The following is a 25,477-nucleotide window of genomic DNA, read 5'->3' as shown; positions in this document are numbered from 1 at the left end:
CGCACTCTAGCGCTGCAGGGCAGCCTGCGCATCCGCTTTCTTGCGCAGGCAATCTTCAGGCCGCGATGCGTCGGGCTTCAGTGAGGCCGATCTTGGGGATCACCGCTTGCGGTATGCGCGAGGTGGCCGACAGGTTGTAAACGCGAAAATGCTCGTTCACCACTTCCCGGGCCATCAAGGTCAGCGAGGGCAGGATGCGGCTGTCCCAGTGCTGGTCCAGCCCGCACGGCGAGCGTTCGCCCTCTGCGCCTTCCTCTTCGTAGAAACGCCCAACCGACTGGTCGAGGTCCACGCCCACCAGCAGCACCTGCTCGAAGCCCAGGTGGTAAGCCAGTTGCAGGGCAACGTAGGCGACTGTGCGGGCATCGTAGAAGCCGGTCGACAAATCTTTGCTGAAGGCGATCGAACGGGCCCGTTTGCTCCACAATGTGCGGCTGCAGACATGGCTGCCGCCATGCCCACGCAGGCTGTCGAACAAGCCGGGGATTTCTGCCTTGCGCAAGGGGAAACACTGGGTGTCGCTCGGTATGTCGGTATTGGCGAACTGTTCGGGCCACAGGGCCACGCGCTGGCTGTCACCCATGGCTTGGGCAAACAGTGCCGGCTGTTGCTGGCGAAAGCTCTTGTCGGTACAGACGTAAAAGAACGGTTTTACGCCACTGGCGGCAGTGAGCGCGATGGAGCCGTTCATGGCAATCACTGGCAAGTGAGCGAACTCACCCATGGGGAAATGTTTAGCGGAAGCGCCCGAAGCAAGAATCACCACGGGGCCCTTCTGGGTATTGCGACACGCCTCGAAACTGGAGAACGCCCCGCGTTCAGCAGTGTGCTGCTGCGACGGAAGTGTGTTCATTCAGGTATTTGTCAGGTCTGTAAACCCGTACAGGATACGCGCCTTAAAGTCTTCTTAAAACTTTTTTACAAATTCCTTACCTAATTAGACTAATGAGTCTCATTTAGGCCTACCCATTCTCCGCGCATTACTCTCCAGCTTTAATTCATGAGCTGCCTTGATGCATACCAACCCAGAGACTAATACTTAAGTCTCTGCCTGGGGAGGCACGAAAGATGCAACCGAGATTCGTTATCGTTCCGGCTGTACCCCTCGAAAAGGAGTCATTGCGCATCGGTAGCAGGTGCTTCGCAGCGACCGTATGCGGCGGCTTCGACATCTACGACAACCATGCGAAGGAGCGCCTGAAACCCAGTTATCCCAGCAAGACCGCTGCAGAGCTGCAATGCCAGCGCTTGAACATGAACGCCGAATAACGCCGCGGGGGCATTGGTTCACGCACGGCTCTGGCCTGTTCCTGCCCCCTCGCCCGCCTGCCAGCCACCGATCAGCCGCTCGGCATTCTGCTCGCAATCCATGCCTTCGGGCTTGCCCTCCATACCGGCGATCACCGCCAGCAACTGCGCGCGGTTGTGCGCCAGGCGCTGCTGCATCGCTTCGATTTCCGCCACTTTGCGCTTGAGGCTCGCCAGCAGCAGGCCATGACGCTCGGCACCGACGGCCGATGCGCCGGTGAGCTTGCGCATTTCCTCCAGGCTGAAGCCGGCCTGCTGGCCACAGGCGATGATCTCCAGCGCGCGCACCGTCTGCTCCGGGTAATCGCGGTAGCCATTGCCCAGCCGGCGGGCCTCGATCAGCCCGCTGGCTTCATAGAAACGAATGCGCGAGGCCGTCAGGCCCGTGCGCCGGGCCAGTTCACCGATTTTCATGATGTGCACTCTCCCTCTTGACCTTAAGGTTTACTTTAACCTTAGCCTTCTCCAAAGCCCAGGCGATCGGCGTGTCGGCCGATACGCGGCGCCCTTTTTGGAGACTACCCATGACCCCATTCACCCCCCTGCTCTTGCCCAATGGCAGCACCCTGGCCAACCGCATCGCCAAGGCCGCCATGGAAGAAAACCTCGCCAACCCCGACCAGACCCCGTCCGATCAACTGCTGCGCCTATACCAGGCCTGGGCCGAGGGCGGCGCCGGGTTGCTGCTGACCGGCAATGTCATGATCGACCCCAGCGCCATGACCGGCCCAGGCGGCGTGATGCTCGACGACAGCCAGCCACTGCAGCGTTTTCGCCAGTGGGCAAGCATCGGCCGGGCGCAGGGCGCGCAGTTCTGGATGCAGATCAACCACCCGGGGCGGCAGATGCAGGCCAACCTCGGCCAGCCGACCGTGGCGCCTTCGGCCGTTGGCCTGGAGATGGGCGGCTTGTCCAAGCTGTTTCCCTTGCCCCAGCCACTGGACGAAGCGCAAATCGGCGCATTGATCCAGCGCTTCGCCCGCACTGCAGCCCTGGCCGAAGCCTCGGGCTTCACTGGCGTGCAGATCCACGCCGCACATGGCTACCTGCTCAGCCAGTTCCTCTCGCCCTTGAGCAACCGGCGCCAGGACCGCTGGGGCGGCAGCCTGGAAAACCGTGCGCGGCTGCTGCTGGAAGTGGTCAAGGCGGTACGTGCGGCGGTGTCGCCCGGCTTCTGCGTGGCCGTCAAACTCAACTCGGCCGACTTCCAGCGCGGTGGGTTCGAGCCGGCGGATGCTCGCCAGGTGGTGCTCTGGCTCAACGACCTGGCTGTGGACCTGGTGGAGCTTTCTGGTGGCAGCTACGAAGCGCCGGCGATGCAAGGCGATGCCCGTGACGGGCGAACCCTGGCGCGCGAAGCGTACTTCCTCGACTTTGCCCGGGATATCGCCGCTATCGCCAGGATGCCGGTGATGGTCACAGGCGGTATCCGCCGCCTGCCGGTGGTCGAAGAGGTACTTGCCAGTGGCGTGGCCATGGCCGGCATTGCCACGGCGCTGGCCGTCGACCCGGCCTTGCCCAAGCGCTGGCAGCAAGGCGATAGCAGCGCCAGTGCTGCACTGCAGCCCATCCGCTGGAAGCGCAAGGCATTCGCCGCATTGGCCTACATGGCCCTGGTCAAGCTGCAGATGCGCCGCCTGGTCGCGGGCAACCAACCGGGCACACAGGCCTCGCCCCTGCGGGCGCTGCTGCAGGAGCAGTGGTGCACGTTACGAAGAGTGCGTCAGTACAAACGCATGATGAAGGGCAGACTGGCGCAATGAAGCACCGGCTGGCATCACTCCAGGCAATCCCTGGCGGCCTCGCGCAGTTTGTCGCCAGACAGGAAGCTGCCCTTGTAGAAGGTGGCACGGCTACCTTCGCGGTAACTGACCACTTCCAGCACCTCGTCCGACCTCAAGGCGCTGGGAGCGGTCAGCCGGTAACCATGGGCGATGGACTTCTGGGTGGTGGCCGGGGCCACGGCTTGCCACTTTGGCAGCACACAGGCCGCATATTCACTGGGCGACTTTGGAGTCAGCTTACTGGCGGTAGGTTTGCCAGGGTTGGCGCAGCCGGCAAGGCCCAAAGCCAGAGCGGCACAGAAAAGAATGCGAAAAGTAGGCATTTGCAATTGACCGATAGGGACGTGCGCTATTTTAGCCAGGCTTGCGCAAAAGTACTAATCAACCAAGGTAGTGGCTTATGCCTGCGCCGCCGCGCCAGACTTCCGTCGCATTTCAATCGCCGGCAACTTGCGTAGAATTCGCGGCGCTGATGGATCAGCACCCATCGCAAAAAGCCCGCGCTCCAGGGTGCGGGCTTTTTGTTCTGTCTTACTTGCAATCAGGCTTTGGAACACATCAACGCGGCATCGAGCAACCGGCCATGGTCATACCAGGCATCGCGCTGATAGGCCGTGAAGTGACGCTGGGCGCCACTGCCCTGCACTTCCACCAGGCCATTGGCCTTGTTGGGGTCGGTGCTGTCCACATAGAGCTTGACCGAATCGCCGGTGCCCTCTTCGAAGGTGGCGGTATTGCTTTGCAGTTCTCCTTTTACACATCCCAAATAATCGGGTGCACTTCGTTGGGTGGTACCGGAGGTGTAATCGTGGCCGTCACGTACATCAGGGTTCTGTGCGCACCCCGCCATGAATACGGTGGCCAACGCCGATACCAGTATTGCGCCTGCGAATGAACTTGAACGCTTCACGCGACACACTCCTGCTGCCCCGTCGATAACGCTGTACAAACCCGCAACTGCATAAAGCCCCTGTTTTAATTCTCTATGCCGAACATAGTACGCCTGCTAACTATCGGGGCAATATGCTGGTTCGCTATATCGGTTTATCGCGGAACTGACTGAGTAGTGCCCCCCACCCAAGCCTTGCCTCAAGTCAACATGCGCTTTGCGCAAACTGGCACGCTGTGCAGCATCGGGCGAAGTCGATACCGCCCCTCTCGCCCGTCACCGAACCCAACCTCGTAAACGCGTCGAGCTGCCCATGACCCTGCTATCCGCTTTGCCCAAGAACAAACTCCTCGTCGCCGCCATTGCCGCCGGCGCCCTGGCGCTGGGCTGGTGGGCCTGGCAGAACCTGGCGCACACCGGGCCCGGCGACGGCTTCGTCAGTGGCAACGGGCGTATCGAAGCCACCGAGATCGACGTGGCCACCAAGCTGCCCGGGCGTATCCAGGACATCCTGGTCAACGAAGGTGACTTCGTCAAAGCCGGCCAGGTGCTGGCCACCATGCAACTCGACACCCTGCAGGCGCAGCGCGACGAAGCCGAAGCCACCCTGCACCAGGCCGAGCACGCGGTGGCCGCCGCCGAGGCCCAGGTTGCCCTGCGCGAAAGCGATGCTGCCGCCGCCGAGGCTCTGGTCGGCCAGCGCGATGCCGAACTGGACGCCGCCCAGCGCCGCCACGGCCGCACGCAAACCCTGGCCAAAGAAGGCGCCACCTCGCAGCAACAACTGGACGATGACCGCGCCAACCTGCGCGGCGCCCAGGCTGCCCTGGCTGCCGCCAAGGCCCAGGTCAGGGCCGCCAAGGCGGCAATCAAGGCCGCCGAAGCCCAGCGCATCGGTGCCCAGTCTGCCGTCGGCGCCGCCAGGGCCTCGTTGCACCGGGTCGAGGCCGATATCCGCGACAGCGAACTCAAGACCCCACGCAGCGGCCGCGTGCAGTTCCGCGTGGCCCAGCCCGGCGAGGTGCTCGCCGCCGGTGGCCGGGTATTGAACGTGATCGATCTGGCGGACGTGTACATGACCTTCTTCCTGCCCAACGAAGTCGCCGGCCAGGTGGCCCTGGGCAGTGAGGTGCGCATCGTCCTCGATGCGGCGCCGGACACGCCGCTGCCTGCCACCGTGTCGTTCGTCGCCAGCGCCGCGCAGTTCACGCCCAAGACCGTGGAAACTGCCTCCGAGCGGCAGAAGCTGATGTTCAGGGTCAAGGCCCAGCTCCCGCCACATCTGCTGCAACGCTACCTGGAATACGTCAAGACCGGCCTGCCCGGCGTGGCCTGGGTCAAGCTCGACGCCGAGGCCCAGTGGCCGGCCTCGCTGAACTCGAAGCTCACGGAGTAAGCCATGCGCGTTTCGCCCCCTGGCCTGGTGGCTCAGGTCGAGCACGTCACCCTGCGCTATGGCGCTACCGTCGCGCTCGATGACCTGAGCCTGGACGTCCCCAGTGGCCGCATGATCGGCCTGATCGGCCCCGACGGCGTCGGCAAGTCGAGCCTGCTGTCGCTGCTGGCGGGCGCCCGGGTGATCCAGCAGGGCCACATCCAGGTGCTGCAAGGCGACATGGCCAGCAAACGCCACCGCGATGCCGTATGCCCGCGCATCGCCTACATGCCCCAGGGCCTGGGCAAGAACCTCTACCCCACGCTTTCGGTGGAAGAGAACCTGCAGTTCTTCGCCCGCCTGTTCGGCCACGCGGCCGATGAACGCCGCCGGCGCATCGACGAGCTGACCCGCAGCACCGGCCTCTTGCCGTTTCTCGCCCGCCCCGCCGGCAAGCTGTCGGGGGGCATGAAACAGAAGCTGGGCCTGTGTTGCGCCTTGATCCACGACCCCGATTTCCTGCTGCTCGACGAGCCCACCACAGGCGTCGACCCGCTGGCCCGTGCGCAGTTCTGGGAGCTGATCGCGCGCATCCGCCTGGAACGCCCGGGCATGAGCGTGATCGTCGCCACCGCCTACATGGACGAAGCCCAGCGCTTCGACTGGCTGGTGGCCATGGACGACGGCCGCATCCTCGCCACCGGCACGCCCGAGGCGCTGCTGGCGCGCACCCGCTGCCCATCGCTTGAAGAGGCCTTCATCGCGCTGCTGCCCGACGACAAGAAGCGCGGCCATCAACCGGTGCTGATCCCGCCGCTGCAGGCCGACGAAAACGATATCGCCATCGAGGCCCAGGGCCTGACCATGCGCTTTGGCGACTTCACGGCCGTCGACCAGGTGTCGTTTCGCATCCGCCGTGGCGAGATCTTCGGCTTCCTCGGCTCCAACGGCTGCGGCAAGTCCACCACCATGAAGATGCTCACCGGCCTGCTGCCGGCCAGCGAAGGCCGGGCCTGGCTGTTCGGCAAGGAGATCGACCCCAGGGACATCGACACCCGCAGCCGGGTGGGCTACATGTCCCAGGCGTTTTCCCTGTATGGCGAGCTGACCGTGCGCCAGAACCTGGTGCTGCATGCCCAGCTGTTCCATGTACCGGACGCCGAGGTGCCGGGGCGCGTGGAGGAAATGGTCGAGCGCTTTGGCCTGGGCCAGGTGCTGGACCGCCTGCCGGCCGCGATCCCGCTGGGCATGCGCCAGCGCCTGTCGCTGGCCGTGGCCATGGTGCACAAGCCCGAACTGCTGATCCTCGACGAGCCCACCTCCGGCGTCGACCCGGTGGCCCGCGACAATTTCTGGAATTTGCTGGTGGCGCTGTCGCGGCGCGACAAGGTCACCATCTTCATCTCGACCCACTTCATGAACGAAGCCCAGCGCTGCGACCGCATGTCGATGATGCACGCTGGCAAGGTGCTGGACAGCGACACCCCCGCCAAGCTGGTGGAAAAGCGCGGCGCCAGCAGCCTTGAACAAGCCTTCATCGGCTACCTCATCGAAGCGAGCGGTGAAACTGCCGCCGAGCCACCCGGGCCTGCTACCGGCACGCCAGCCGAGCCTGCGCCGCCGCTTGCCAGGCAGCGCCGGTTCAGCCTGCAACGCCTGCTCAGCTACAGCTGGCGGGAAGCCCTGGAACTCAGGCGCGACCCCATCCGTGCCACCCTGGCCCTGGCCGGTTCGCTGCTGCTGATGTTCGTGATCGGCTTCGGCATCAACATGGAAGTGGAGAACCTCACCTACGCCGTGCTCGACCGCGACCAGACCACCTTCAGCCACAGCTACACCCTGAGCCTGGAAGGCTCGCGCTACTTCATCGAGCGCCCGCCCCTGACCAGCTACGAGGACCTGGACCAGCGCATGCGCCGCGGCGAGATCGCCCTGGCCATCGAGATCCCTTCAGGCTTCGGGCGCGACCTGGTGGCGGGGCGCAACGTGCAGATCGGCGCCTGGATCGATGGCTCGATGCCGCAACGCGCCGAAACCGTGCAGGGCTATGTGCAAGGCATCCACCAGCACTGGCTGCAGGAGCAGACGCGCCACCTGCGCGGGGCCGGCGCTGCGCAACGGGTGGATATCCAGAGCCGCTACCGCTACAACCCCGACATCGCCAGCCTGCCGGCCATGGTGCCGGCGGTCATCCCGCTGTTGCTGCTGATGCTGCCGGCCATGCTCACGGCGCTGTCGGTGGTGCGCGAGAAGGAGCTGGGCTCGATCCTCAACCTGTACGTCACGCCCATCACCCGTACCGAGTTTCTGCTGGGCAAGCAGTTGCCCTACGTGCTGCTGGCGATGGTCAACTTCTTCTGCATGAGCCTCCTGGCGGTCACCGCGTTCGGTGTGCCGGTGACCGGCAGCTACCTGACGCTGGTGGTGGCGATGTTCATCTTCTGCATCATCTCCACCGGCATGGGCCTGCTGGCATCCACGGTCACCAGCAGCCAGATTGCAGCGATGTTCTTCGCCATGATCGGCACCATGCTGCCGGCCACCCAACTGGCCGGCCTGCTCAACCCGGTGTCGTCGATGGAGGGCATGGGCCGCCTTGTCGGCGAGGCGTACCCGGCCACGCACATGTTCAATATCAGCCGCGGCGTGTTCAGCAAGGGCTTGGGCTTCGAGGACCTGCGCGGCGCCATCGGCAACCTGCTGCTGGCGGTGCCGGTGATCCTCGGCGCCGCGGTGGCCTTGCTCAAGAAGCAGGAGCGATGACATGCGCAAACTGAAGAACATCCTGCGCCTGGGCCGCAAGGAGCTGTGGAGCCTGCTGCGCGACCCGGTGATGCTGATATTGGTGGTGTACGTGTTCAGCGTGTCGATCTACACCTCCGCCACCGCCGTGCCGGAAACCCTGCACAACGCCCCCATCGCCATCGTCGACGAGGACCACTCGCCGCTGTCCGCACGCATTGCCACGGCGTTCTACCCGCCGGAGTTCAACATCCCGCGCATGATCGCCCTGGACGAGGTGGACCCCGGCATGAACAACGGCAACTTCACCTTCGTCCTCAACATCCCACCCAACTTCCAGCGCGACCTGCTGGCCGGGCGCGACCCGCAGATACAGCTGAACATCGACGCCACGCGCATGAGCCAGGCGTTTACCGGCAATGGCTACATCCAGCAGGTGGTGATGGGCGAAGTCAGCGAGTTCGCCAGCCGCCACCGGGTCAGCAGCGCGCTGCCGGTGGAGCTGGTGCTGCGTGCGCGGTTCAACCCCACGCTGGAGAAAGCCTGGTTCGGCAGCATCGCCGAGATCATCAACTCGGTGGCGATGCTGTCGATCATCCTCACGGGCGCGGCGCTGATTCGCGAGCGCGAACACGGCACCATCGAGCACATCCTGGTGATGCCGGTGACGCCCGGGGAAATCATGGCTTCGAAAGTGCTGGCGATGGGGCTGGTGGTGCTGGTGGCCACCGCGCTGTCGCTCAATATCGTGGTGCGCGGGTTGCTCCACGTGCCCATCCAGGGCTCGATCGGGCTGTTCTTGTGCGGGGTGGCGCTGTGCCTGTTCGCCATGACCTCGATGGGCATCTACATGGCCACGCTGGCGCGCAGCATGCCGCAGTTCGGCTTGCTGCTGATGCTGACGCTGATGCCGATGAACATGCTCTCGGGCGGGCAAACGCCCAGAGAAAGCATGCCGGAGCTGGTGCAGCACGTGATGCTGGCAGCCCCCACCACCCATTTCGTCAGCCTCGGCCAGGCCATCCTGTTCCGTGGCGCGGGGCTGGAAACGGTGTGGAAGCCATTTCTGGCATTGCTGGTGATCGGCACGCTGCTGTTCGTGGCCTCGCTACGCCGCTTCCGGCGCACCCTCAGCCAGATGGCCTGAGCCGCGATCAGTAGCGCCGGTACTCGTGGCCACCGCGGTCATCGTAGTAGTGCCGGTGATGATCGCCATCATGCCAATACGGCCAGCAACCGCTGAGTAAGACAACGGCCGACAAAATGGCGGCCCACGCTGCTTTACGTTTCATCTGAGTGTCTCCAGCCAGGCGAAACCTGGCCCTGCATAGATTTGACCCTGTGCAAGCTCAAGGTTCATGCAGCCGTGCGCCACTCATCTGCAAGCCACCGGTCATGCTTGGCGCTCCCGCCCAAACCCTCTGACCACGAGGTACAGCAGCGGCCCCACGGAAACGAACACCGCCGTCAGGAGCAGATAGGGAAGCAACGTCACCAGCGAGTTGCCACGCGCACGGTTATCGTCGGCCATCCAGATACAGGCCAGCGCAGCCATCAGGTACAAGTCGATGACCAGTTGCGCGGTGTCTGGTTGGGAAATCAGCTCGAGCCCGAATGCCACCAGCGACTGCTCGGCGATCAGCATCGTCCAGGCGGTGTACAGCGAGAAGAGCACCAGCGCGCTCAATGCAATCAAACGAAGTGCCATAACCAGGTCCTAGGTAGGGTTCGCTGGCACGATAGTGATAGGGTTGCGCAGGCTCAATGACCTGTGAGGTCATGAACGCCAAACCCCAAGGACGGCCAGAGGCGAAACATGCGTCATCACCTGCTCCATCATCAATGCCCGCCGCAAGCCCCATCGGCAGGCCAGCACCTGCGCTTGCTGCGCCGCCAGGCAGGGCTCAGCCAGCTCGACCTGTCGCTGATGGCCGGGGTTTCACAGCGCCACCTCAGCTGCATCGAGACCGGCCGCGCCAAGGCCAGCCCCCGTACCTTGCACGCCCTGCTCTGGGCCCTGGGCGCACCGCTGGATCACTGCAACGAAGTCTTCCTTGCCGCAGGCTTCGCACCTCGCTACAGCGCAACGCCGTTCGATGCACCTGCCATGGAAATGGTGCACACGGCAATCGACCACATCCTGCAGGCAAACAATCCGGCGCCAGCCATCGTGATCGACAGCAACTGGGATGTCACGGCGGCCAATGTGAGCACGGGGCTGCTGCTGGCAATGGCAGGCGTGGCACAGCAGGCGGCTTCAGGTTTCAATCTGCTGGAGACGCTGCTGCGCCCGGGCGGGCTCGGCGATCGCTTGGCCAACCCGCAGGATGTCCGCGCTGCGGCGTGGCAACGCGCGTCCCGAGAGGCGGTCGGCAACCCGCTGCTGGCGAAGCGCTTGCGCGACCTGCCAGCGCCTGCCATTGCCTTGCAGGCTCAGCCTGCCAACCCTGTGCTGCTGACCCGCGTTTACACGCCCGAGGGAGAGCTGAGCTTCATGTCAACGTTCACGACCTTTGGAATGCCCCTGGACATCACCGTGGAGTCGCTGCGCATCGAACATCTGATACCGGCCGATGAGTTGACCAGGCGCAGGATGATGCGGGCTTTCGAGCAATGCATGAGCGAAAAGCACCCTTGGCAGCAGGAATAGACGTCAAGGGTGCTGGAGCCTCAGCACGCGACCAGGAGCCGCTCTGCATTCGATCCAAACGCGTATCGATAGCCTCGGCAAAACGCTTCCCACTCTTCGCCTGGCCATCCCGACCTGCGTTTGACTTGCCGCAAGTCATGGCGGGCGGCCCGTTTCGCGGTGAGTCGTTGCCTGGCCTTTTCAAGATCAAGCAATGCCACTTTCACGCTCGGCTCGCTGAAATCGACGAAGACATGTTTGAGATACAAGCAGCCATGTTGCCAACGGCCAAAGTTCAACCTGGCAAGTGCTTGGCCATACGCTTCTAGAATCTCATGGTGGCGCCTGGACCCAAGTGTTTGGTCCAGTTTGTTGCGATAGAAGTCTTCCAGCGACAAATAACCGTCCAGCGCGGCCGTCACCATCACCGCATGCCACTCGCCGCGCTGTTTACCGACATGGGCGTGCACAAGTGCTGGCGTTGATACGCCCAACAACGCAGCCGCACGAAGGGCCTTCGCTTCGCGGGCAACGGTTGGATAGCCCAACGGGTGCAGAAAACTTCGATAGACATGCCCAACTTGCTGCTTCTTGTAGAACGTCAGGCCCTCCAGCTCGACACGGAGCACACCACTCTCCCCGCCTCGTCGAATGTTTGGGGGCTCCACCCACGCGCCAGGCGCATTCAGGATCGCCTCTACAGGCGGGTGGCAGGAACTCAGACTTGTTGAATTATTATTAGTCATTGGCTTCTCACTCTTTTGCCAGCCTTGGCGCGGCGAGAGTTGGAATATAACAGCCAGTTCGCAAGAAAATCGCCACCTTTGACGACTATTTCTGAATTCCACCACCTATCACTTTGCCACTATGGTGCGTGCCAGCGCTAACGTTAAGGAGCCTCGGCACTCCAAACGGCCAACTCGTATCCATCGGGGTCGATGAAGTGGAACCTTTGTCCTCCAGGGAAGGAGAATGTCTCTCGGCTGATACTGGCACCTGCTGAAATAAGTTTACGCTGCGACGCTTCGAGATCCTCCGAGTACAGAATCACCAGCGGGCCTCCAGGTCGCACAGGCTCGCCGGTCGTAAAACCACCGGTAAGACGCCCATCGCTGAATTCGGTGTAGCTGGGGCCATAATCCACAAAGTTCCAGCCGAACGCCTTGCCATAGAAAGCCTTGCTGCGCTCGATGTTCGCTACGTTGAACTCGATGTTATCGATCTTGTTGTCTTTGCTCTGGCTCATCAGAACCTCCTTGTTGATGACTGCTCTCTAGTACAACTGGCATGACGCCGTTCGACAAAACGCAAGACACCGCTCGCTTCAGCGTACCCTCGATGAACTTTCCGGCATCGCCCGAAAGCGCCTTAACGCTTTGCGCTCGATACAGGCATGAAACTACTCAGGAAGAAAACACAGGCTGGCCCCACCAGCCAACTGACGCTGGTTCCTGGGCTGATAGCCGGAACCACAAGCGTGACCGTGAACAGGCCTATGCCTGCCCAAAGGCGCCTGCGTGGCGTTAGCCATTCGCGCATTGCATCCAGCGTTTTTCTCATCGCCACTGTCCCTGCCTGGTAGGTGGCGAAGCATATCACCCCCCATCACCGCTCAGCGCGGTCTGCCGGTGCCGAGGGAATTGAGGATCAGGCGTCGGCCCCCATACAACTGCCGTCACACCTATGCGACAATAGGCGCAATGTCCGGCCTCAACCCCGCATTCATCACCCAACAGCTGGGTCACAGCGTTCAGATGCTGCTGTCGACGTATGCCCGTTGGCTCAACTCAAGCTCCCACTGGAGCGAGCTGGAAAGCCCGCAGACTGGTATCTAATCGCTATCAGCTGAAAATCCAGCGTCGTAAGTTACTGATAGGTAAGCCCTTTGATCTCCACCGCCAACATCACCATGCGATTATTTTCGCGGTTTTGAGCGGTGTACAGTGCCTGTTTTCGCGGGCTCCAGCCTCACCACACCGCACCAAAACGCATTCATTGGCCCAAGAATTGGCCCAAGACTTCAGGTGAAAATCCAGGGGTGCACCAGGTGCGGCTCAACGGATTTCAAGTCCGTGCTACAAGCGCCCAATCCATGAGGCGTCAGCATTGAAATCGATTCCAAAATGTAGACGAAATGGCACGTCTACAGGCCGCGTACTGCAAGGCTCACGCTTTCAGTTTTGGAATCGATATTTCAGCCATCCTCGGTGCCGCACTGACCGAAAAAGCATCCGTTTACATAACATCAATCTAACTGTATCGCTGGCTCCAGCAGTCCTGCCGAAAGGACATAAGGCACTTCAAGCACGAATCATGGACTCAAGAAGTAGCTCAAGTGCTTCCTGATAATGCAACCTCAGCGCCTGCACATGTAATTGCTCACCCTGAGACGAAACAAGCGCTAGGGCGCTGCCATGCGCATGGTCGATCAGAACATCACGCCATATCAACGGACTCTTAGCGACCTGCTCCAAGCATGTAGCAAGGAGCTCAGTGAGCTGAGCCGTCACGCCAGCAAGTGCTTCCGGGTTAGCAAAAATTGCCAACGTCAATTGAGGATGATGGCTCACTGCGTCGTGATATCGCGACAACACCGTCCGGATCACTGAGATGGCATTAGCTTCATGCGGAACCTCCTTTAATACTCCTGCATAAACATGATCCGAAAGCACTCGGATAAGCCCGGCCTTGTCCTCAACATGACGATAGAGTGCCATTGGGCTGACCCCGAGCCGGCTTGCGAGGGCGCGCATTGTCAAGCCCACTTCACCACTTTCGCGCATCAACTCTAGTGCAGCGTTGATAATGTCGGCTCGTACAAGCTCGTTACCTTGAGCAGGCCTGCCACGTGCTCGCTTCATCCGAGCACCTTGTAGTTGGACTGTACCAGCCCCGAAGGAAAACTACGGCTGTTGACAAGCTTCAAGTCCACATCAGCTTCCATTGCACCAAACAGACGTCTCCCCTGGCCCAGCAGTACCGGGACGACGGTAATAACAAGGTCTGAGATAAGCCCCTCGCGCAAGAAGGCTTGCACTACCTTCCCTCCGTCTACATAGATCCGGCGTATACCTTGCGATGCCAGATCCGCCATAAGCTCTGTAGGCTGTTTGCTGGTGAAATTGACCTTGCCCACTAGCGCATCAGGCACAGGTTCTTCGCTGAGTCTTGCAGACAAAACCAGTACGGGGCGGTCATAGGGCCAAGGCCCCAGGTCTAACACCTTTTCGTAAGTTCCGCGGCCCATTACGATCAGGTCTATGTCAGCGATGAAATCTCCGTAGCCATGATCTTCGGATGGGTCGTCTCGCTCCATCAGCCAGTTCACATCGCCGTTGAGCCGGGCGATGAACCCATCCAGGCTGGTTGCGATGAAGGCATGTCCGGTCGTCATTGGTTGGGTTCTCACTTTAAATATACGGCGTATATTTTATCTGTGAGGAGTGGATAGAGCAATTAGGTTTTGGGAAATCTGACTTTTACCCGCATTCGGCCGCCCTCGCATCTTCCCAGTACTGCAGCAGTAGTGTGGAAAAAGCGACCTCAGGCCGCACCGCTCGCGGCCTATGCGTCGAACCTGTCTAATATGCATTGGCGACTTTGGGCGACTTCACTCAGTAAAACCGAGAAACTGAATCACGGTTTTAGACAGCCTAAGCACCCTCCTCCGGCGTTCTGCCGACCACCCCATTCCCTGTAGAAACCCTCGCAGGCGGGCTACCTCTTGGCCGGCCGCAAGATTTCGTGAACGTAGTAATTCGGCTCAGACTCGGTGTATTTGAACAGGCCGCACGCGTACCACTCCTCGTGCTCGGTCAGACCGTACAGGCGCGCCGACTCGACAAACTCGAGCATCTCACACAGCTGATCGGCATCCACCTCTCGGCGCCGGTGCGCGGCCATCGCCATCTCGCTCAGGACGGCCGCCCGTCCATCTGGGTCGGTAGCCAGGGCGCACTGGTCATTGAGCTCATCCAGCCATGCTGTCGGCAATCTGCTCATCATCCTGTCCTGCACCACCAGGACTGCGCGTAGACCACGCCGTCGATTTCCTCGAAGCCGGTGATATTCATCCCGAGCGTGCCCATGCCGTTCACGCAAGCGTCGTGCAGCCGGGGGATGATGTCGCCGCTCGGCGTTGGATTGAAGACCCAGGCCTCGATGCACGGCCGCCCCAGCACTTTGCTGTCGCCGTACTCGATGTGCACGTCGGCGCGCAATGGCGTGAGCTTCTTGAGCTTGTCGCTTGGGATTGCCACGCCGCGCTCTCGGCGGCGCACGAGGAGGAAGTACATAGGGCACCAGCACTGTATAAAAAAACAGTATGGTATAGACGGACCTGGACTCGGGCAATTGCCGATCAGCGGCTCAGTGAAGCGGCGGCAGATCCTTGCCTCGGGCCTTGGCCACGACGCGGAGCTGGTAATCGGAGACCGCCTGGAACAGCGATTCCGCGAGCAGGCGAAGGCGTTCGACCTCTTCATGAGGCTGGCCAGCTGCCTCGGCCTCATGGTACATCCGCATAGCATCCACAGCCTGCTGGATGAGGGGCTCGCCAGCCTCAACCATTCCGATTAAAGTGCGCTTTTCCACTGCCCTACCCTGATCAATTGATCAGCGCATTATAGGAGGCTTCGCAGGCCAAGCCGGCTATTCTGGCTCGGTCATATGCTTTCGCCAGCTCTCCCGCTCGAGCATCAGCCCGTGCGAACAGGTCAGAGAGCACCATGGCGGCGCGGGTGGCTGCCTGGCCTCGGGCGATAGCGGCGGTATCCGTGCCGGGACAACTGACGGTGGCGGCGAACTGGGTGGCGTCACTGCGCAGCCGCTGCCCAGCAACATCGGCGCCAGCAGTGCCAACATCAGCAATTGTTCTTTCTTCCTGAGCATGGGCTCTCGCTTCCTCCTGCGCCTGGGCGCGTCGTTGTTCTTCCTGTCGGGCGGCACGCTCGCCGATCACCTCGGCCAGGCGGTCGCCGGCGTCCCGTTGTGCTGACGCGGCAGCGGCCTCGGCACGCTCAACCGAACGGCCGTGCTGGTACGTCAGCCAGTAACTACCCAGGAGCGCCAGTAGCAGCGCACACCTGATGGCCCAGGAATTCATACCAGCACCCGCAGCGCCAGGTCATACAGCGCCAGGCGCTCGGCTGCGCCGAAAGGCACCTTGCCAGGCTGCCCGGTGTTGATGATGCTGCCGATGTCGCGGATGCGGCCGGCGTCGGCCATTTCGTTCAGCCCGCGTTTCGCCCACCACCAGGCGGCGGACTGGGCGGCATGCTCAGGCTGCTCGAGCAGTTGCGGCTCAGCCTCCAGCGGCAGACCCATGCCGGCGCCGGCCTCGCGGTAGTTGTTGCGCCCGGTGACCTGCAGGAGGCCGCGCCCACGATATCGATGACCATCCCCGGACGACTCGGGGCCGTTACCCATGCGGCCGCCGTACACCTTATTGGCAATCTTCTCCGGCTGCCGGGCGTAGCCGGTTGCGGTCTGGATGGTGAACCGAGAGGGCCAGGTCCGCACCAGCGCCTCGGCGCTGTAGTTCAGGTTCTCCACCAGGTTGCGCAGCTGGCCGGACTCGTGGCCGACCTGGGCCAGGAAGGCAGCCTGCCGGATTCGGCTGTCGATCTTCCAGCGCGCCATCGCCCGGTTCAGTGCAGCCACAAAAATGCCCGCGACTGGGCGGGCATTGGGGAGGATCTGCAGCAGCTGCTGCTCGGTGATCGGCATCAGACCTCCTCCTCTCCCGTAGTTTCGGACACGATGTCCGCCGCCTCCTGAACAGTGACGTTGACCTGGGCGGAGTAGCGTTTGATCAGCTGTGCGGTCAGAACTTCGGCGCCGGGTTGGACTTTCAGCAGCTCCCTGGCGGCGGCATCCGCCTCGGCCTCGGTGGTGTACTCAACGGTGCGGGTCGGGTCCAGAGCATTGGTGCGGTTGATGACGATGAACGGCATGGGTTTTCTCCAGGCAAAAAAATACCGCCAGGCGGCGGTCGGTGAGTTGGATGTATTCAGGCCGGCAACGCGGGCCAGTCAATCTCGACGGGATAGCCGGATTTCTCAGGCAAGCGGTTCAGCGCCACACGGTAGTGCTTCCATTCCTTGAGCCGAGCTATCTCAGCATCGGTAGCTTCTTCCAGGTCTACTGCGTCCTGCAAAGGAGCAATGGCGGCATCCGCGATCAACCGAAGCCGGGCAGCCTCTGCCTGCACGACCTGCAGCGGGTCCACCGGCTCAGGCGGTAACGGCTGAGGCAGCTCGATCGCGGGAGGATTCTCGACTGACACATGCAGAGTGATGCTGTGAAGCAAATCTGCCGGCTCGCCATCCTTGGTCACGCTCACTAGCAGGACGCCATCGGCAAAGCTGGTGGCCACCGATGAACCGGCGTCCATCTGGTTGATCACATAGCCCCAACCTTCAGGCGGCGGGCACATGCCCAACGTGCCGGCCACCAGGTACTGGCCGGGGCCAGGGTGCTCGACGGTGATATCGGACTTGCCGAGCGACGTGATGTCGAGGATCGAGCCGTCGCCCTTGAGGTTGATTGCTGCTCTTGCCATGGTCAGATCGCCTTCAATGTGCCGTCAGCGGCTCGGGTGGTATTGCCAGTGTGGTAAACGACATTAAAGGCGGCGCTCTGGCTATAGTCGCCAGAGCGGAAACCCAATATGCCTGCTGGCGATACCCCCATGAACAGTTGTGACCCTAGGTATCCAGCTCCTGGGAAGGCCAAATTGAGCATGGTTCCGAAAGCCACTGGCCCATTACGGGTATCCGGGGTGATTACGCCAAAACTCGTGCTCCATGTATCGATAGATCCCATTATCGAGGAATTTCCGACAACGGATTTATCGCCAAGCCCAAGTGCAGGTGCAGTAAGCACTTGGCCGGCGCCTGTACCGATCGTGGCCACAGCCGCGCTGCCCAACTGAAGTCCCGCCCTCGCGGCCGCCGGCGTGGTCCCGCCCGTTCCGCCCTTTGCCACCGGAAGTGCGGCCGGCAGCGCAGTCGCAACGTCATCACCTTGAGAGACGCCGGCGATCCAGTTGTACACCTCTGTAAAGTTTGCCCTCGCCTTTACCCAGGCGGACCGGCGATCGTCGCCACCTGCGCCCGTTGGCGAAGCGCCGAGATTGATTACTTGCTTTGCCATATCGTTACCTTAAAGAGGTTTCATGGGACGGGAGGCGAAAAGCGTTCGCCCATTCACGCTTGCAGGGTTGATGCCGTCGAAATTCTCGCAGTACATCTGCAGAACGCTTCTATTCCCTGATAAAAAACCGCCGAAATTGGCTCTTATCTGCTGAGTTGTTTGGCCTACATGTGTGCTGGAAAAAAGAGCATTTCCCAGCACGTAATCGTCATAGCTGCCCGTCCAGGACATCTGCGCCGGGGAAGCGTAGTACCCGATCCCTGTAATCGGCGTCCCTGCCGTGGAGAATGAGTTGGTAGCTGGCTGACTATTCAGCAGAGAGAGGTTGGCTGAGGTTACGAACAGGCGGTTTCCCTCGGCATCCTTGATCGAGGCGCCATAGCCCCCGGCGGGAGTGATTGGCGTCAAGTAACTCGCGCAAAACCATTTGATGGCCATGGGGTACAGCGCTACGTCTCCATGAGCTGATCTGGACGGAAACCCCTTAATTCGAAACCCAGTCCAGTTACCCGGCGACCCCTTGACGTGGAAACTTCCAATCATCATGTAGTCGGCGGCATTGAAGAAGATCAGCGGCCGCTCGTAGGTGGTGACCGGCGAAGGAAACACAACTTCGCCCCACTCGATAAAGCTGCCAGAGGGCCCTTGCAGTCCTAGGTTGAACGCGCCGTTGTACCGAACCGTCAGCACCTTGTTGATGGCGTCAATCTGCGTGCGGACATTGTTATTGCTCGACCGTATGCCGTAACTCCCTGCTGCTGAGAAAGGCTCGCCACCTTGTGACAAGATCATCACCTGCCACTGCCGACTCATCGGTCGCCGCAACTGGAGCTGCCCTTGGGAATACCATGCCTGCGGGCTGTAAGAGCCGGTGTCTCCACCATCAAAAAGGGAATCAACAACGACAAATGACGCCGCCTGGATCTCCGGAATGGCTATGTATTGATCCAAAGCATTGTTGCCTGTTACCTGCATCATTTTCAGCGAGCGAATTGGCGTGATGGTCGTATCGAAGGTGATGACTCCGGCCGCATCTCGCGTCCGGAGCCCATACAAATCAGCCATTAACTTACTCCTCCCGCAGAGTTATAGGCCAAGCTATAGACGTACTGAGTTAGCCTGCCCACGGCTGTACGCTCTACGCCGTTGGCGTCGTACACATACAAGCCGCCGTTGTTCAGCAGCGTCGAGCCGTTGCCGTCCTGGCCGCGAACGGTGAACGCCCCGGTAACCAAGTTGATCTCAATGAGCGGCAAGCCCTGTGAGTTGACCGCCTGGGATTTCAGCGTCATGCCGAGCACCAGGTTCTGGATGAAGGCCGTGTTGATCACCGCCTGGTTGATGAACACCTGACCGTTCGAAACCACAAACGGGAGCGTCACCTGGCCAGACGACTGGTCAACGATCGCGAAGCGCTGGGCATAGGCAAGAATTTCGCCTGTTTCACCGTTGCTTCCCAGCGCCAGCCCGGCCATCACTCGGCGACCACCAGAGATCGTTTCGGCCTTGATGGTCGTCATGGCCGAAACTCGCCCATCTACTCCTGCGATCGTCTCGGAGACCTGCTGAACAGTCGCGCTGACTGCCTGGACCGATCCCTCGACCTCACCAACTTGTGACTGCACCGTGTCGATGCGCTTGCCGGTGGCAATACCGCCCTCGATCCGAGCGGACTGCTCCGTCCAGACGCCGACAAAGCTCCCGACTGCGCCAGCCAGGCCGCTAGAATCACCCTCCATTTCCGGGTTGACCTGGACATAGAGCCCGTCGATCCGCTCCGCCTGGGCGGTAATTGCCGTTCCCTGCTGGTTCACAGTGGTGTTCAGCTGGCTGATAGCTGTGGCCTGCCCACTCACCGCCCGAGCCGATGGCCCAGCCACGAACGGCGAAGGCATGTTGCTCTCGCCTACCCGTTTCTCAATCATCACCGAGTCGATAATCGACGTGAGCCCCGCGACGGCGCTCATGTTGAAGTAGATGGTGATGCCGATCTTCGCACTGTCCGTCACGGTGACCGGGAAGGTGATGCGGGTACGCGTGGTCGGCAGAGCTATGGTCGGCGAGTAGCGGTGCGTGCCGTTGTACAGCGAAATCCGGCCATTGGTGGGGGCACTGGACTGGATGTACATCGAGACCAGGTAAACGCCCGGCTCGATCCGAACGTTCCAGCCGGCCAAATTGTTGGTCGGGGTCAGCATCAGAAAGCTGTTGGTACTGCTGCCCGCCTGGTAGCCGAAGCCGGAATCGGCCTCCGGCACCACCACGCCCACACGAGTGACACCGCTCCCGATCGACGTGGCTGGAAGCGTTGTCGAGGTCAACCAGCTGTAGTCGTCTCCCAGCAGGTTGGCGCCGCTGCCGCCGATACCGCCAATGGTGCTCTGCAGCTGGGTAACCGCCTGGCCCTGGGAAGTCAGGGTGTTACCCTGCTGGGTTACGGTGCTCTGCAGGGCCTGCAAAGCGCTGTTGTCGGCCTTGCCTGCCACCGTGTTGTTGAGCTGGGTGAGCGCGGAGCCTTGGCTAGAGATTGCGCCCTCGGCGGACGTAACGCGCGCGTCGATCGCTTGCAAAGCCGCAGCCTGAGACGACTGTTGCACGCTTCTCCTGTTTACGACAGGGCGCCCAATCCAAGCTGTCAGCTCATCGGCGCCCGTGCTGGCTCGAAGATTGAGCTGCACAGTCGTTGCGCCAGTCGGCATGGTGATAGCACCACTCAACGTCAGCCATTGCCCGTTTGCAGCCGTGACGCTCGTTGAGGTTGGAACTACCCAGCCATGATTCACCGCAACGCCTGATGCGTCATAGGGCTGAGCCCACAGGCCAAGCTGACGTGCCGAAGCCCCCTCTCGATAGATCTGCACTGCGACATCCAATACCTCACCTTCCCGCACCGCTAGCCGCACGGTGGTGTTGTCACGAGCGGACGCGGCCCATTGCAACCGCTGATACAGGTTGGCCGATGGAGACGAGGCGTAGACGAGCTTTGCCAGTCTCGCAGAAGGCGCGCCGACCGGCACAGCGCCATCGTTCCGATTGACGATCGTGACCGTCACGTTGCTGGTAGCCGGTAATGCATCACGCCCTGCTGCGAAATCAGGATCAAGCACAAGGTTCTCGCCGGACTGCGCCGAGATTGAAGCCTTTATGTTGGTGATATCGCTGCCCTGGGCGGTGATCGTCTGACCCTGCTGAGTAACGGTGTTGCTCAGGGCCGAAACGGTTGAGGCATCTGCTTTACTGGCCACCTGGGTCAGCGCGCTGGCAGCTGCCGCTGCTGCATCCGTGGCAACCTTGTCCGTCACCGCCATCCAGGTGCTGCCGTTCCAGCGCTTCGGTGTGTTCGCGCTACCCGTGGTGTCGATCCACAGGTTCTGCGGCAGCCGATCCGCCACTGCCGGCGCCGTCGGCTGGTAAAGCACCTTGCCTTTGGCCCCAGCGGCATCAGCAGCAGCCTGGGCCGCCTGCTGGGCCGCCGTCACGTTCTGGTTGGTCGTGGTCAGGCTGTTGGTCAGGCCGGTGAGGGCCTGGCCCTGGCTCGACAACCCCTGCTCGTTCTGCGCGACTCGGCTCGATAGGCTGTCAACAACCGCAGAATCGGCTTTGCCGGCAATGCTGGTCTGCAGGCCGTTGATTTGCTCGGCCTGGGCCTCCACCTTGCCACCGATGTCGGTGACCGTGGTTTCGACAGTGCCCATGCGCGCGGCCAGGCCATTCGCCGTCTGCACTGCTTGGCCGATATCGGTCCAGTAGGTGACGTTGGGCGGCGGATTGCCGGCCGGCACGGCCTGCTTGGCCTGGTACAGCTTGCCGTCGTCGCCCAGCACGCCCTGGCCAACGGTATAGGCCTGAGCAGGCTTGTACGGCATCGAGTCGGCCAGGTCGGCAATACCCTCGATCTGCTCTTGCAGATTGTCGGCGACCTCGCGCACCTGCTCATCCAACTGCTGAAGCCGGTCATTGACCGAGCCTGGCAGATCTGGCGGCCCGTCGATCAGCGCGATTTTTTCCCGCATCGCCGGCGCCAGCTGGCCGTTCTCGATCTTGTCCTTCAGGGCGTCGAGCATGTTGCTCACGTCCGTCGATGTGGAGGCCACAACCTTCAGGAAAGCGCTCACCCCGTAAGCGTTCTTCGAGCGCACGAAGTAGGCGTAGTTGGTAGCGAAAGACAACCCGGTATGGGTCAGGGTCAGGCCTTGGCCCAGATAATCCCCCTGCGTGGCCTGCGGATTTGTCGAGAAGAAATACTCGTAGGTGCCTCCGTTCAACCCATGCAGCGCGTTGCCCGGGATTAGCGTGATGGTGTCGATGGTGGCTTGCACCACGCACGACTCCGGGATCGGCGGGCCGTCGATGCTGACCGTAATGCTGGCCTCGCCGGAGCGGGTCAGCGGGCCCAGGGCGGCCACGCTCATGGTGTAATTGCCGGACGGCAAGCCAGCGATAGGCAGCTGCAGTGTGGTCTCGGGCACCTGCTGGGCCTGCACTGCGGTACCACCCTGGCGGACGGTTACGGCGTAGCCGGTGACGATCCCGGTAGGCTGCACCCAGCTCAGCACACCCTGGCTCACCTCTGCCGTTTCTGCAGGCGTCCACGCAACATTGGTAGGGCTGCCCAGCCCCCCGGCCGGCATGCTGATGAAGCCGATAGGGTTGTACGGCTGCCCCACCGCATCATCGAACTGGGCTGCTTCATACTGCTGCAGCTGCGCGGTGCACCCTTGGTCCGCCCCCATGCTCCAGTTGGTGACGATGAACTCGCCCAAGATGTTCAGCGACGGCAGATTCACGCGAACGGCGCGGCCAGGGCGGCAGTTGTAGCCGAGGAAGTTCATCGGCACGCTGATGGTGCCGCCCGCGCGCCGCCGGCGCAGCTCAATGTTGGCCAGGCGCTGGGCCTGATAGGCGTCGGTCACGTAGGAGAATGACAGGGTTTCCGCCGCCTCGCCGCCGTCCTCGACAACCCATTGAGCAATGCTCACCTCGGGGTAGTCGGTTTCGGTCCACGACTGGGCGGTGTCGATGAACGTACCGCGTACGGTGTTGATGGCTGCGTCGTTGGTAGGCTCGGTGCTGCCGGTGATAGTGCCGATCACCATGTCCTCGGTGACTTCGAAGTCGAAGGGGCCGTAATAGGCCCCGGCCTGGAACATCCAGCGCCCACCGACACGGATGGTTCGGCCGCCGCACGCAGCCTCGAGCTTCTGCAGAACGCTGGTGCGCTGCTCGTCGGCGCCGATCACGCAGCTGCTGCGGTAGCGAGGGCTGGTGGTGTCGGCAGGGTTGCCGACTGATTCGTCGCAGACGTTAGCGCCGCTGGCGAAGGTCTCGAACACTATCTCGTCGTCCGGCACGCCGCAGCGGTTACGCAGGAACCAGAGGATGTGCAGCGCGGTGTTTTCCGTGTACACGGCCATGCCGGTGCGCGGGTCGTAGATATCGTTGCGCCCGCGCACGATGAAGCGCGCGTCAGGAATGCCCGACGGAAACTTCTCGCTGCTGTACTTGAGCGACAGGCGAACGAATGACAGGCCACGGCCGATCTGCTCGTCTTTCCAATCCGGGCAATTGACCTTGAGGAAGGCGTTTACTTGGGTTGGATTGACGATCAGCTCATAGGAGGCGTGCTCGCCGTAGGTAGCGATCTCCTCCTCGCCCAAGTAGATGTTCTCCAAGGCGTCGACCGGCCCTTCGCACAGCACGTACACAAGGTGCAGCATCTCGCCATCAGCTTGATCTCCGGCCTGCTCCTGCGCCCACACCAACACACCACCGGTGCTGACGCGGCCCAAGATGAAGCGCGCAGGCGCCTTAGAGGAGCGCACGGTCTGTGTCGAAGGCTCGTTGTCGCGCAGCGGCGACTTGGTGTTGAGTTTCTCCTGCTGCTCGGCCATATAGAAGGCCAAGCCGGCACCGATAGCCGCGCCAACCGGGCCGCCCTGCACGAAGCCAATGACCGCGCCGACGGCGACCTGAGCAATCTTCCTGACACCACCGGACATTATTCAACTCTCCAGACTGCAAGCGGCTCACACACCACGCGGGCCACCCCGTCGTCAGTGGTTGCCCAGAATTCATTGGCCCAGAAGACCGCCATGGCCTTGCCGCCTGGCGCCTCATACATCGCGATGTCACCGCGCTGGATAAACGCCGGCGCAACCCTGGCGAAGCAGGCATCCCAAGCCGCCTCGAGGCTGCCGTGGCGCTTCTTCAGCGCCCGCTTGGCACCCGCCTCGGTTTTGTAGGTGCCGCGATAGGCCTCGGCCGGATCAGTGCCGCACACCGCCACCGCGCAGTCCGCGGCGAACAGGCAACAGTCGAATTCGCCCCATGAAAAAGGCCGCTCTAAGGCGGCCTTGATCACTTCGCTGAGGCGTGTGGTCCAGTCTCGGTAGCGCATGCCTATTTCTCGTAGGTAAACGTCGGCGCGTCCTTCTTGGAACCCCAGTAGATGGGCCATTCGGACATTTGGGCGACTGCGTAGAAGAATCGGTCGCCCTGGTGGCGAGCCCGGTGGTTTTCGTCGGTGAAGCGCTCGGTGCCGGTGCGGCTCCACTCGGCCATTCGGTCAACGATAGGGACGGTGATCTTGTTGCCGTCCTCGCCATTGCCGGCGTAGGAAAAGGTGGCTGCGTCCATGCGGCCAGAGAAGAGGATGTCGGCGGCGTAATTGCCCTGCTCGTCGAACACGACGAACAAGAGCTTGCCGGACCGCCCGCGGCAGCCGCGGATGTTGGTTTCGGTGATGATGTAGCTGTCCAGGCCGGTCAGCGACAGGTCGATCGACATCGGCGAGTTTGAGTTGTCGCTCTCCTGCGACTGGCCAACCTCACCGAACTGCCCTACCCCCAGATACGTGATGCCATCGATCACCAGGTCGCCGGTACCGGTGTGCGCGTATACCGGGCCATCCTCGAAGTCGAGCTGGCAGGCGTACACACTCAGGAATCTGCCCGTGGCGATGATATCGACCACGCTCTGGCTGAATGGAAACGTAGAGGGCATCAGAAGGCCTCCCGGAACTGGTAGCTGCCGTTGGAAACGGCCTGGCGCACGGTCATGCTCCAGGTGTCCTGGGTCATCCGCATCTCGGAGTAAGGGTTGAGGTACTCAATGGCGGCACCAACCCCAAGGGTGCGGCGAACGCGCTTGTTCACCTGCACGACCGCTTGTCCTTGGGCATTGGCGACTGCCGGCTTAACCACTTCGAACATCTCACCAGCGATGGTCATGTAGTCGCCGATCGCGAACATCTGGGCGTTCGGCGTTGCGCCGCCGACCTGAATGGATCGCGACTGCGACGGCCCGCTGACGACCTTCAGTGCACCGACGCTGTTACCACGACGACGCGTGAATGCCGGCACGTTGACCGTGCCGAACATCCCGTCCAGTTCGCCCAGGAACGACGACAGCTGCCGCTCCTGCTCACGCGTGAGCAACCCGAACGTGATGGTGCACTGCCAATACGCGCCAGGCTGCCCAACAATTTGCTGGGCATTGGAGAGCGTCGAGGTGAAGGCGCGGCTGTTGTTGACTAGGCCCCACGTCATTTCTGACGGGCGCAGTGATGCCGGCCATTGGATAGCCATGCAGTACTC

At 61.8% G+C, this 25,477-nt stretch carries 28 protein-coding genes and 2 pseudogenes; 7 read left to right on the top strand and 23 right to left on the bottom strand.

Translation table 11 applies throughout. The features are described 5' to 3' along the window. Positions 1–55: 55 nt before the first annotated feature. Positions 56–853 (bottom strand): lipopolysaccharide biosynthesis protein, encoded by a 798-nt coding sequence (locus B3E94_RS09865; RefSeq protein ID WP_286913319.1) that lies wholly within the window; start codon positions 851–853, stop codon positions 56–58. 215 nt (positions 854–1,068) lie between these two features. On the opposite strand from B3E94_RS09865, the gene B3E94_RS09860 reads away from it, so the two are divergent. Continuing rightward, positions 1,069–1,269 (top strand): hypothetical protein, encoded by a 201-nt coding sequence (locus tag B3E94_RS09860; RefSeq protein WP_286913318.1) that lies wholly within the window; start codon positions 1,069–1,071, stop codon positions 1,267–1,269. 18 nt (positions 1,270–1,287) lie between these two features. Here the strand turns inward: B3E94_RS09860 and B3E94_RS09855 are convergent, their stop codons facing one another. After that, positions 1,288–1,722, bottom strand: coding sequence for a MerR family transcriptional regulator (locus tag B3E94_RS09855; RefSeq protein WP_286913317.1), 435 nt, complete (start codon positions 1,720–1,722; stop codon positions 1,288–1,290). Between the two features lie 110 nt (positions 1,723–1,832). Between B3E94_RS09855 and B3E94_RS09850 the strand changes: the two genes are divergently transcribed. Beyond that, positions 1,833–3,071, top strand: coding sequence for an NADH:flavin oxidoreductase/NADH oxidase family protein (locus B3E94_RS09850; protein WP_286913315.1), 1,239 nt, complete (start codon positions 1,833–1,835; stop codon positions 3,069–3,071). A 14-nt stretch (positions 3,072–3,085) separates the two neighbouring features. Here the strand turns inward: B3E94_RS09850 and B3E94_RS09845 are convergent, their stop codons facing one another. Beyond that, the gene (locus B3E94_RS09845; RefSeq protein WP_236193343.1) at positions 3,086–3,415 is read right to left on the bottom strand and encodes a hypothetical protein; all 330 of its coding nucleotides are present in this window, start codon (positions 3,413–3,415) and stop codon (positions 3,086–3,088) included. A 218-nt stretch (positions 3,416–3,633) separates the two neighbouring features. After that, positions 3,634–4,002, bottom strand: coding sequence for a hypothetical protein (locus tag B3E94_RS09840; RefSeq protein WP_236235942.1), 369 nt, complete (start codon positions 4,000–4,002; stop codon positions 3,634–3,636). Positions 4,003–4,294: 292 nt separating this feature from the next. Between B3E94_RS09840 and B3E94_RS09835 the strand changes: the two genes are divergently transcribed. Genes B3E94_RS09835 through B3E94_RS09825 form a run of 3 tightly spaced genes read left to right on the top strand, consistent with a single transcriptional unit; the run spans position 4,295 to position 9,245 of the window. Continuing rightward, positions 4,295–5,377: an HlyD family secretion protein gene (locus B3E94_RS09835; RefSeq protein WP_286913314.1), complete on the top strand. Its 1,083-nt coding sequence runs from the start codon at positions 4,295–4,297 to the stop codon at positions 5,375–5,377. A 3-nt stretch (positions 5,378–5,380) separates the two neighbouring features. Continuing rightward, positions 5,381–8,119, top strand: coding sequence for a ribosome-associated ATPase/putative transporter RbbA (gene rbbA / locus B3E94_RS09830; protein WP_286913313.1), 2,739 nt, complete (start codon positions 5,381–5,383; stop codon positions 8,117–8,119). A gap of 1 nt (position 8,120) precedes the next feature. Continuing rightward, positions 8,121–9,245, top strand: a complete 1,125-nt coding sequence (locus B3E94_RS09825) for an ABC transporter permease (RefSeq protein ID WP_286913312.1) — start codon at positions 8,121–8,123, stop codon at positions 9,243–9,245. Between the two features lie 246 nt (positions 9,246–9,491). On the opposite strand, the gene B3E94_RS09820 is transcribed toward B3E94_RS09825, so the two are convergent. Beyond that, on the bottom strand, positions 9,492–9,806 hold the full coding sequence (locus B3E94_RS09820) for a DUF2834 domain-containing protein (protein WP_286913311.1): 315 nt from the start codon (positions 9,804–9,806) through the stop codon (positions 9,492–9,494). A gap of 108 nt (positions 9,807–9,914) precedes the next feature. Here B3E94_RS09820 and B3E94_RS09815 point away from each other — a divergent pair, with 108 nt between their 5' ends. Continuing rightward, entirely contained in the window at positions 9,915–10,748 is an 834-nt protein-coding gene (locus B3E94_RS09815) for a helix-turn-helix domain-containing protein (protein ID WP_286913310.1), read from the top strand. A 20-nt stretch (positions 10,749–10,768) separates the two neighbouring features. Here the strand turns inward: B3E94_RS09815 and B3E94_RS09810 are convergent, their stop codons facing one another. Further along, entirely contained in the window at positions 10,769–11,473 is a 705-nt protein-coding gene (locus tag B3E94_RS09810) for a lipopolysaccharide kinase InaA family protein (protein ID WP_409521166.1), read from the bottom strand. A 143-nt stretch (positions 11,474–11,616) separates the two neighbouring features. Continuing rightward, a complete protein-coding gene (locus B3E94_RS09805; RefSeq protein ID WP_286913309.1) occupies positions 11,617–11,973 on the bottom strand; it encodes a VOC family protein in 357 nt (118 codons plus the stop codon). 394 nt (positions 11,974–12,367) lie between these two features. On the opposite strand from B3E94_RS09805, the pseudogene B3E94_RS09800 reads away from it, so the two are divergent. Continuing rightward, a pseudogene (locus B3E94_RS09800) lies at positions 12,368–12,562 on the top strand (site-specific integrase); the annotation flags it as partial. Between the two features lie 465 nt (positions 12,563–13,027). Here B3E94_RS09800 and B3E94_RS09795 read toward each other — a convergent pair. The 16 genes and pseudogenes from B3E94_RS09795 to B3E94_RS09725 form a co-directional block, all read right to left on the bottom strand. Continuing rightward, entirely contained in the window at positions 13,028–13,588 is a 561-nt protein-coding gene (locus B3E94_RS09795; RefSeq protein WP_286913308.1) for a TetR/AcrR family transcriptional regulator, read from the bottom strand. Continuing rightward, a complete protein-coding gene (locus tag B3E94_RS09790; RefSeq protein ID WP_286913307.1) occupies positions 13,585–14,121 on the bottom strand; it encodes a dihydrofolate reductase family protein in 537 nt (178 codons plus the stop codon). Before B3E94_RS09790 ends, B3E94_RS09795 begins: the two co-directional genes overlap by 4 nt. 323 nt (positions 14,122–14,444) lie before the next feature. Further along, entirely contained in the window at positions 14,445–14,732 is a 288-nt protein-coding gene (locus tag B3E94_RS09785) for a hypothetical protein (protein ID WP_286913306.1), read from the bottom strand. After that, entirely contained in the window at positions 14,729–15,022 is a 294-nt protein-coding gene (locus B3E94_RS09780; protein ID WP_286913305.1) for a hypothetical protein, read from the bottom strand. The genes B3E94_RS09785 and B3E94_RS09780 overlap by 4 nt, the downstream gene beginning before the upstream one ends. 73 nt (positions 15,023–15,095) lie before the next feature. Next, a complete protein-coding gene (locus B3E94_RS09775; RefSeq protein WP_286913304.1) occupies positions 15,096–15,320 on the bottom strand; it encodes a hypothetical protein in 225 nt (74 codons plus the stop codon). Between the two features lie 13 nt (positions 15,321–15,333). Continuing rightward, positions 15,334–15,831: a DUF2514 domain-containing protein gene (locus tag B3E94_RS09770; RefSeq protein ID WP_286913302.1), complete on the bottom strand. Its 498-nt coding sequence runs from the start codon at positions 15,829–15,831 to the stop codon at positions 15,334–15,336. Continuing rightward, a complete protein-coding gene (locus tag B3E94_RS09765) occupies positions 15,828–16,454 on the bottom strand; it encodes a glycoside hydrolase family 19 protein (protein ID WP_286913301.1) in 627 nt (208 codons plus the stop codon). Before B3E94_RS09765 ends, B3E94_RS09770 begins: the two co-directional genes overlap by 4 nt. Next, on the bottom strand, positions 16,454–16,681 hold the full coding sequence (locus tag B3E94_RS09760) for a hypothetical protein (RefSeq protein ID WP_286913299.1): 228 nt from the start codon (positions 16,679–16,681) through the stop codon (positions 16,454–16,456). Before B3E94_RS09760 ends, B3E94_RS09765 begins: the two co-directional genes overlap by 1 nt. A gap of 56 nt (positions 16,682–16,737) precedes the next feature. Then, positions 16,738–17,289: a tail fiber assembly protein gene (locus B3E94_RS09755; RefSeq protein WP_286913298.1), complete on the bottom strand. Its 552-nt coding sequence runs from the start codon at positions 17,287–17,289 to the stop codon at positions 16,738–16,740. 2 nt (positions 17,290–17,291) lie between these two features. Beyond that, positions 17,292–17,882, bottom strand: a complete 591-nt coding sequence (locus B3E94_RS09750) for a hypothetical protein (protein ID WP_286913297.1) — start codon at positions 17,880–17,882, stop codon at positions 17,292–17,294. Positions 17,883–17,891: 9 nt separating this feature from the next. Next, a complete protein-coding gene (locus tag B3E94_RS09745) occupies positions 17,892–18,947 on the bottom strand; it encodes a hypothetical protein (RefSeq protein WP_286913296.1) in 1,056 nt (351 codons plus the stop codon). Continuing rightward, on the bottom strand, positions 18,947–21,190 hold the full coding sequence (locus B3E94_RS25680) for a phage tail tip fiber protein (RefSeq protein WP_409521169.1): 2,244 nt from the start codon (positions 21,188–21,190) through the stop codon (positions 18,947–18,949). Before B3E94_RS25680 ends, B3E94_RS09745 begins: the two co-directional genes overlap by 1 nt. Before the next feature lie 141 nt (positions 21,191–21,331). Next, a pseudogene (locus B3E94_RS25530) lies at positions 21,332–23,881 on the bottom strand (phage tail tip protein J-related protein); the annotation flags it as partial. Further along, the gene (locus tag B3E94_RS09735; RefSeq protein WP_286913293.1) at positions 23,881–24,279 is read right to left on the bottom strand and encodes a DUF6950 family protein; all 399 of its coding nucleotides are present in this window, start codon (positions 24,277–24,279) and stop codon (positions 23,881–23,883) included. The gene B3E94_RS09735 and the pseudogene B3E94_RS25530, both read right to left, overlap by 1 nt. Before the next feature lie 2 nt (positions 24,280–24,281). After that, complete coding sequence (locus B3E94_RS09730; protein ID WP_286913292.1) at positions 24,282–24,884, bottom strand: hypothetical protein; 603 nt, start codon at positions 24,882–24,884, stop codon at positions 24,282–24,284. Further along, positions 24,884–25,468 carry a hypothetical protein gene (locus tag B3E94_RS09725; RefSeq protein ID WP_286913291.1) on the bottom strand — a complete coding sequence of 195 codons (585 nt, stop codon included), beginning with the start codon at positions 25,466–25,468 and terminating at the stop codon, positions 24,884–24,886. The genes B3E94_RS09730 and B3E94_RS09725 overlap by 1 nt, the downstream gene beginning before the upstream one ends. Positions 25,469–25,477: the final 9 nt, after the last annotated feature.

The sequence above is a fragment of the Pseudomonas sp. UBA6315 genome (assembly GCF_002438125.1).
Classification (GTDB): domain Bacteria; phylum Pseudomonadota; class Gammaproteobacteria; order Pseudomonadales; family Pseudomonadaceae; genus Aquipseudomonas; species Aquipseudomonas faucium.
The sequence above is the reverse complement of the archived record's forward strand: the minus strand, read 5'-3'. Positions and strand labels throughout refer to the sequence as shown.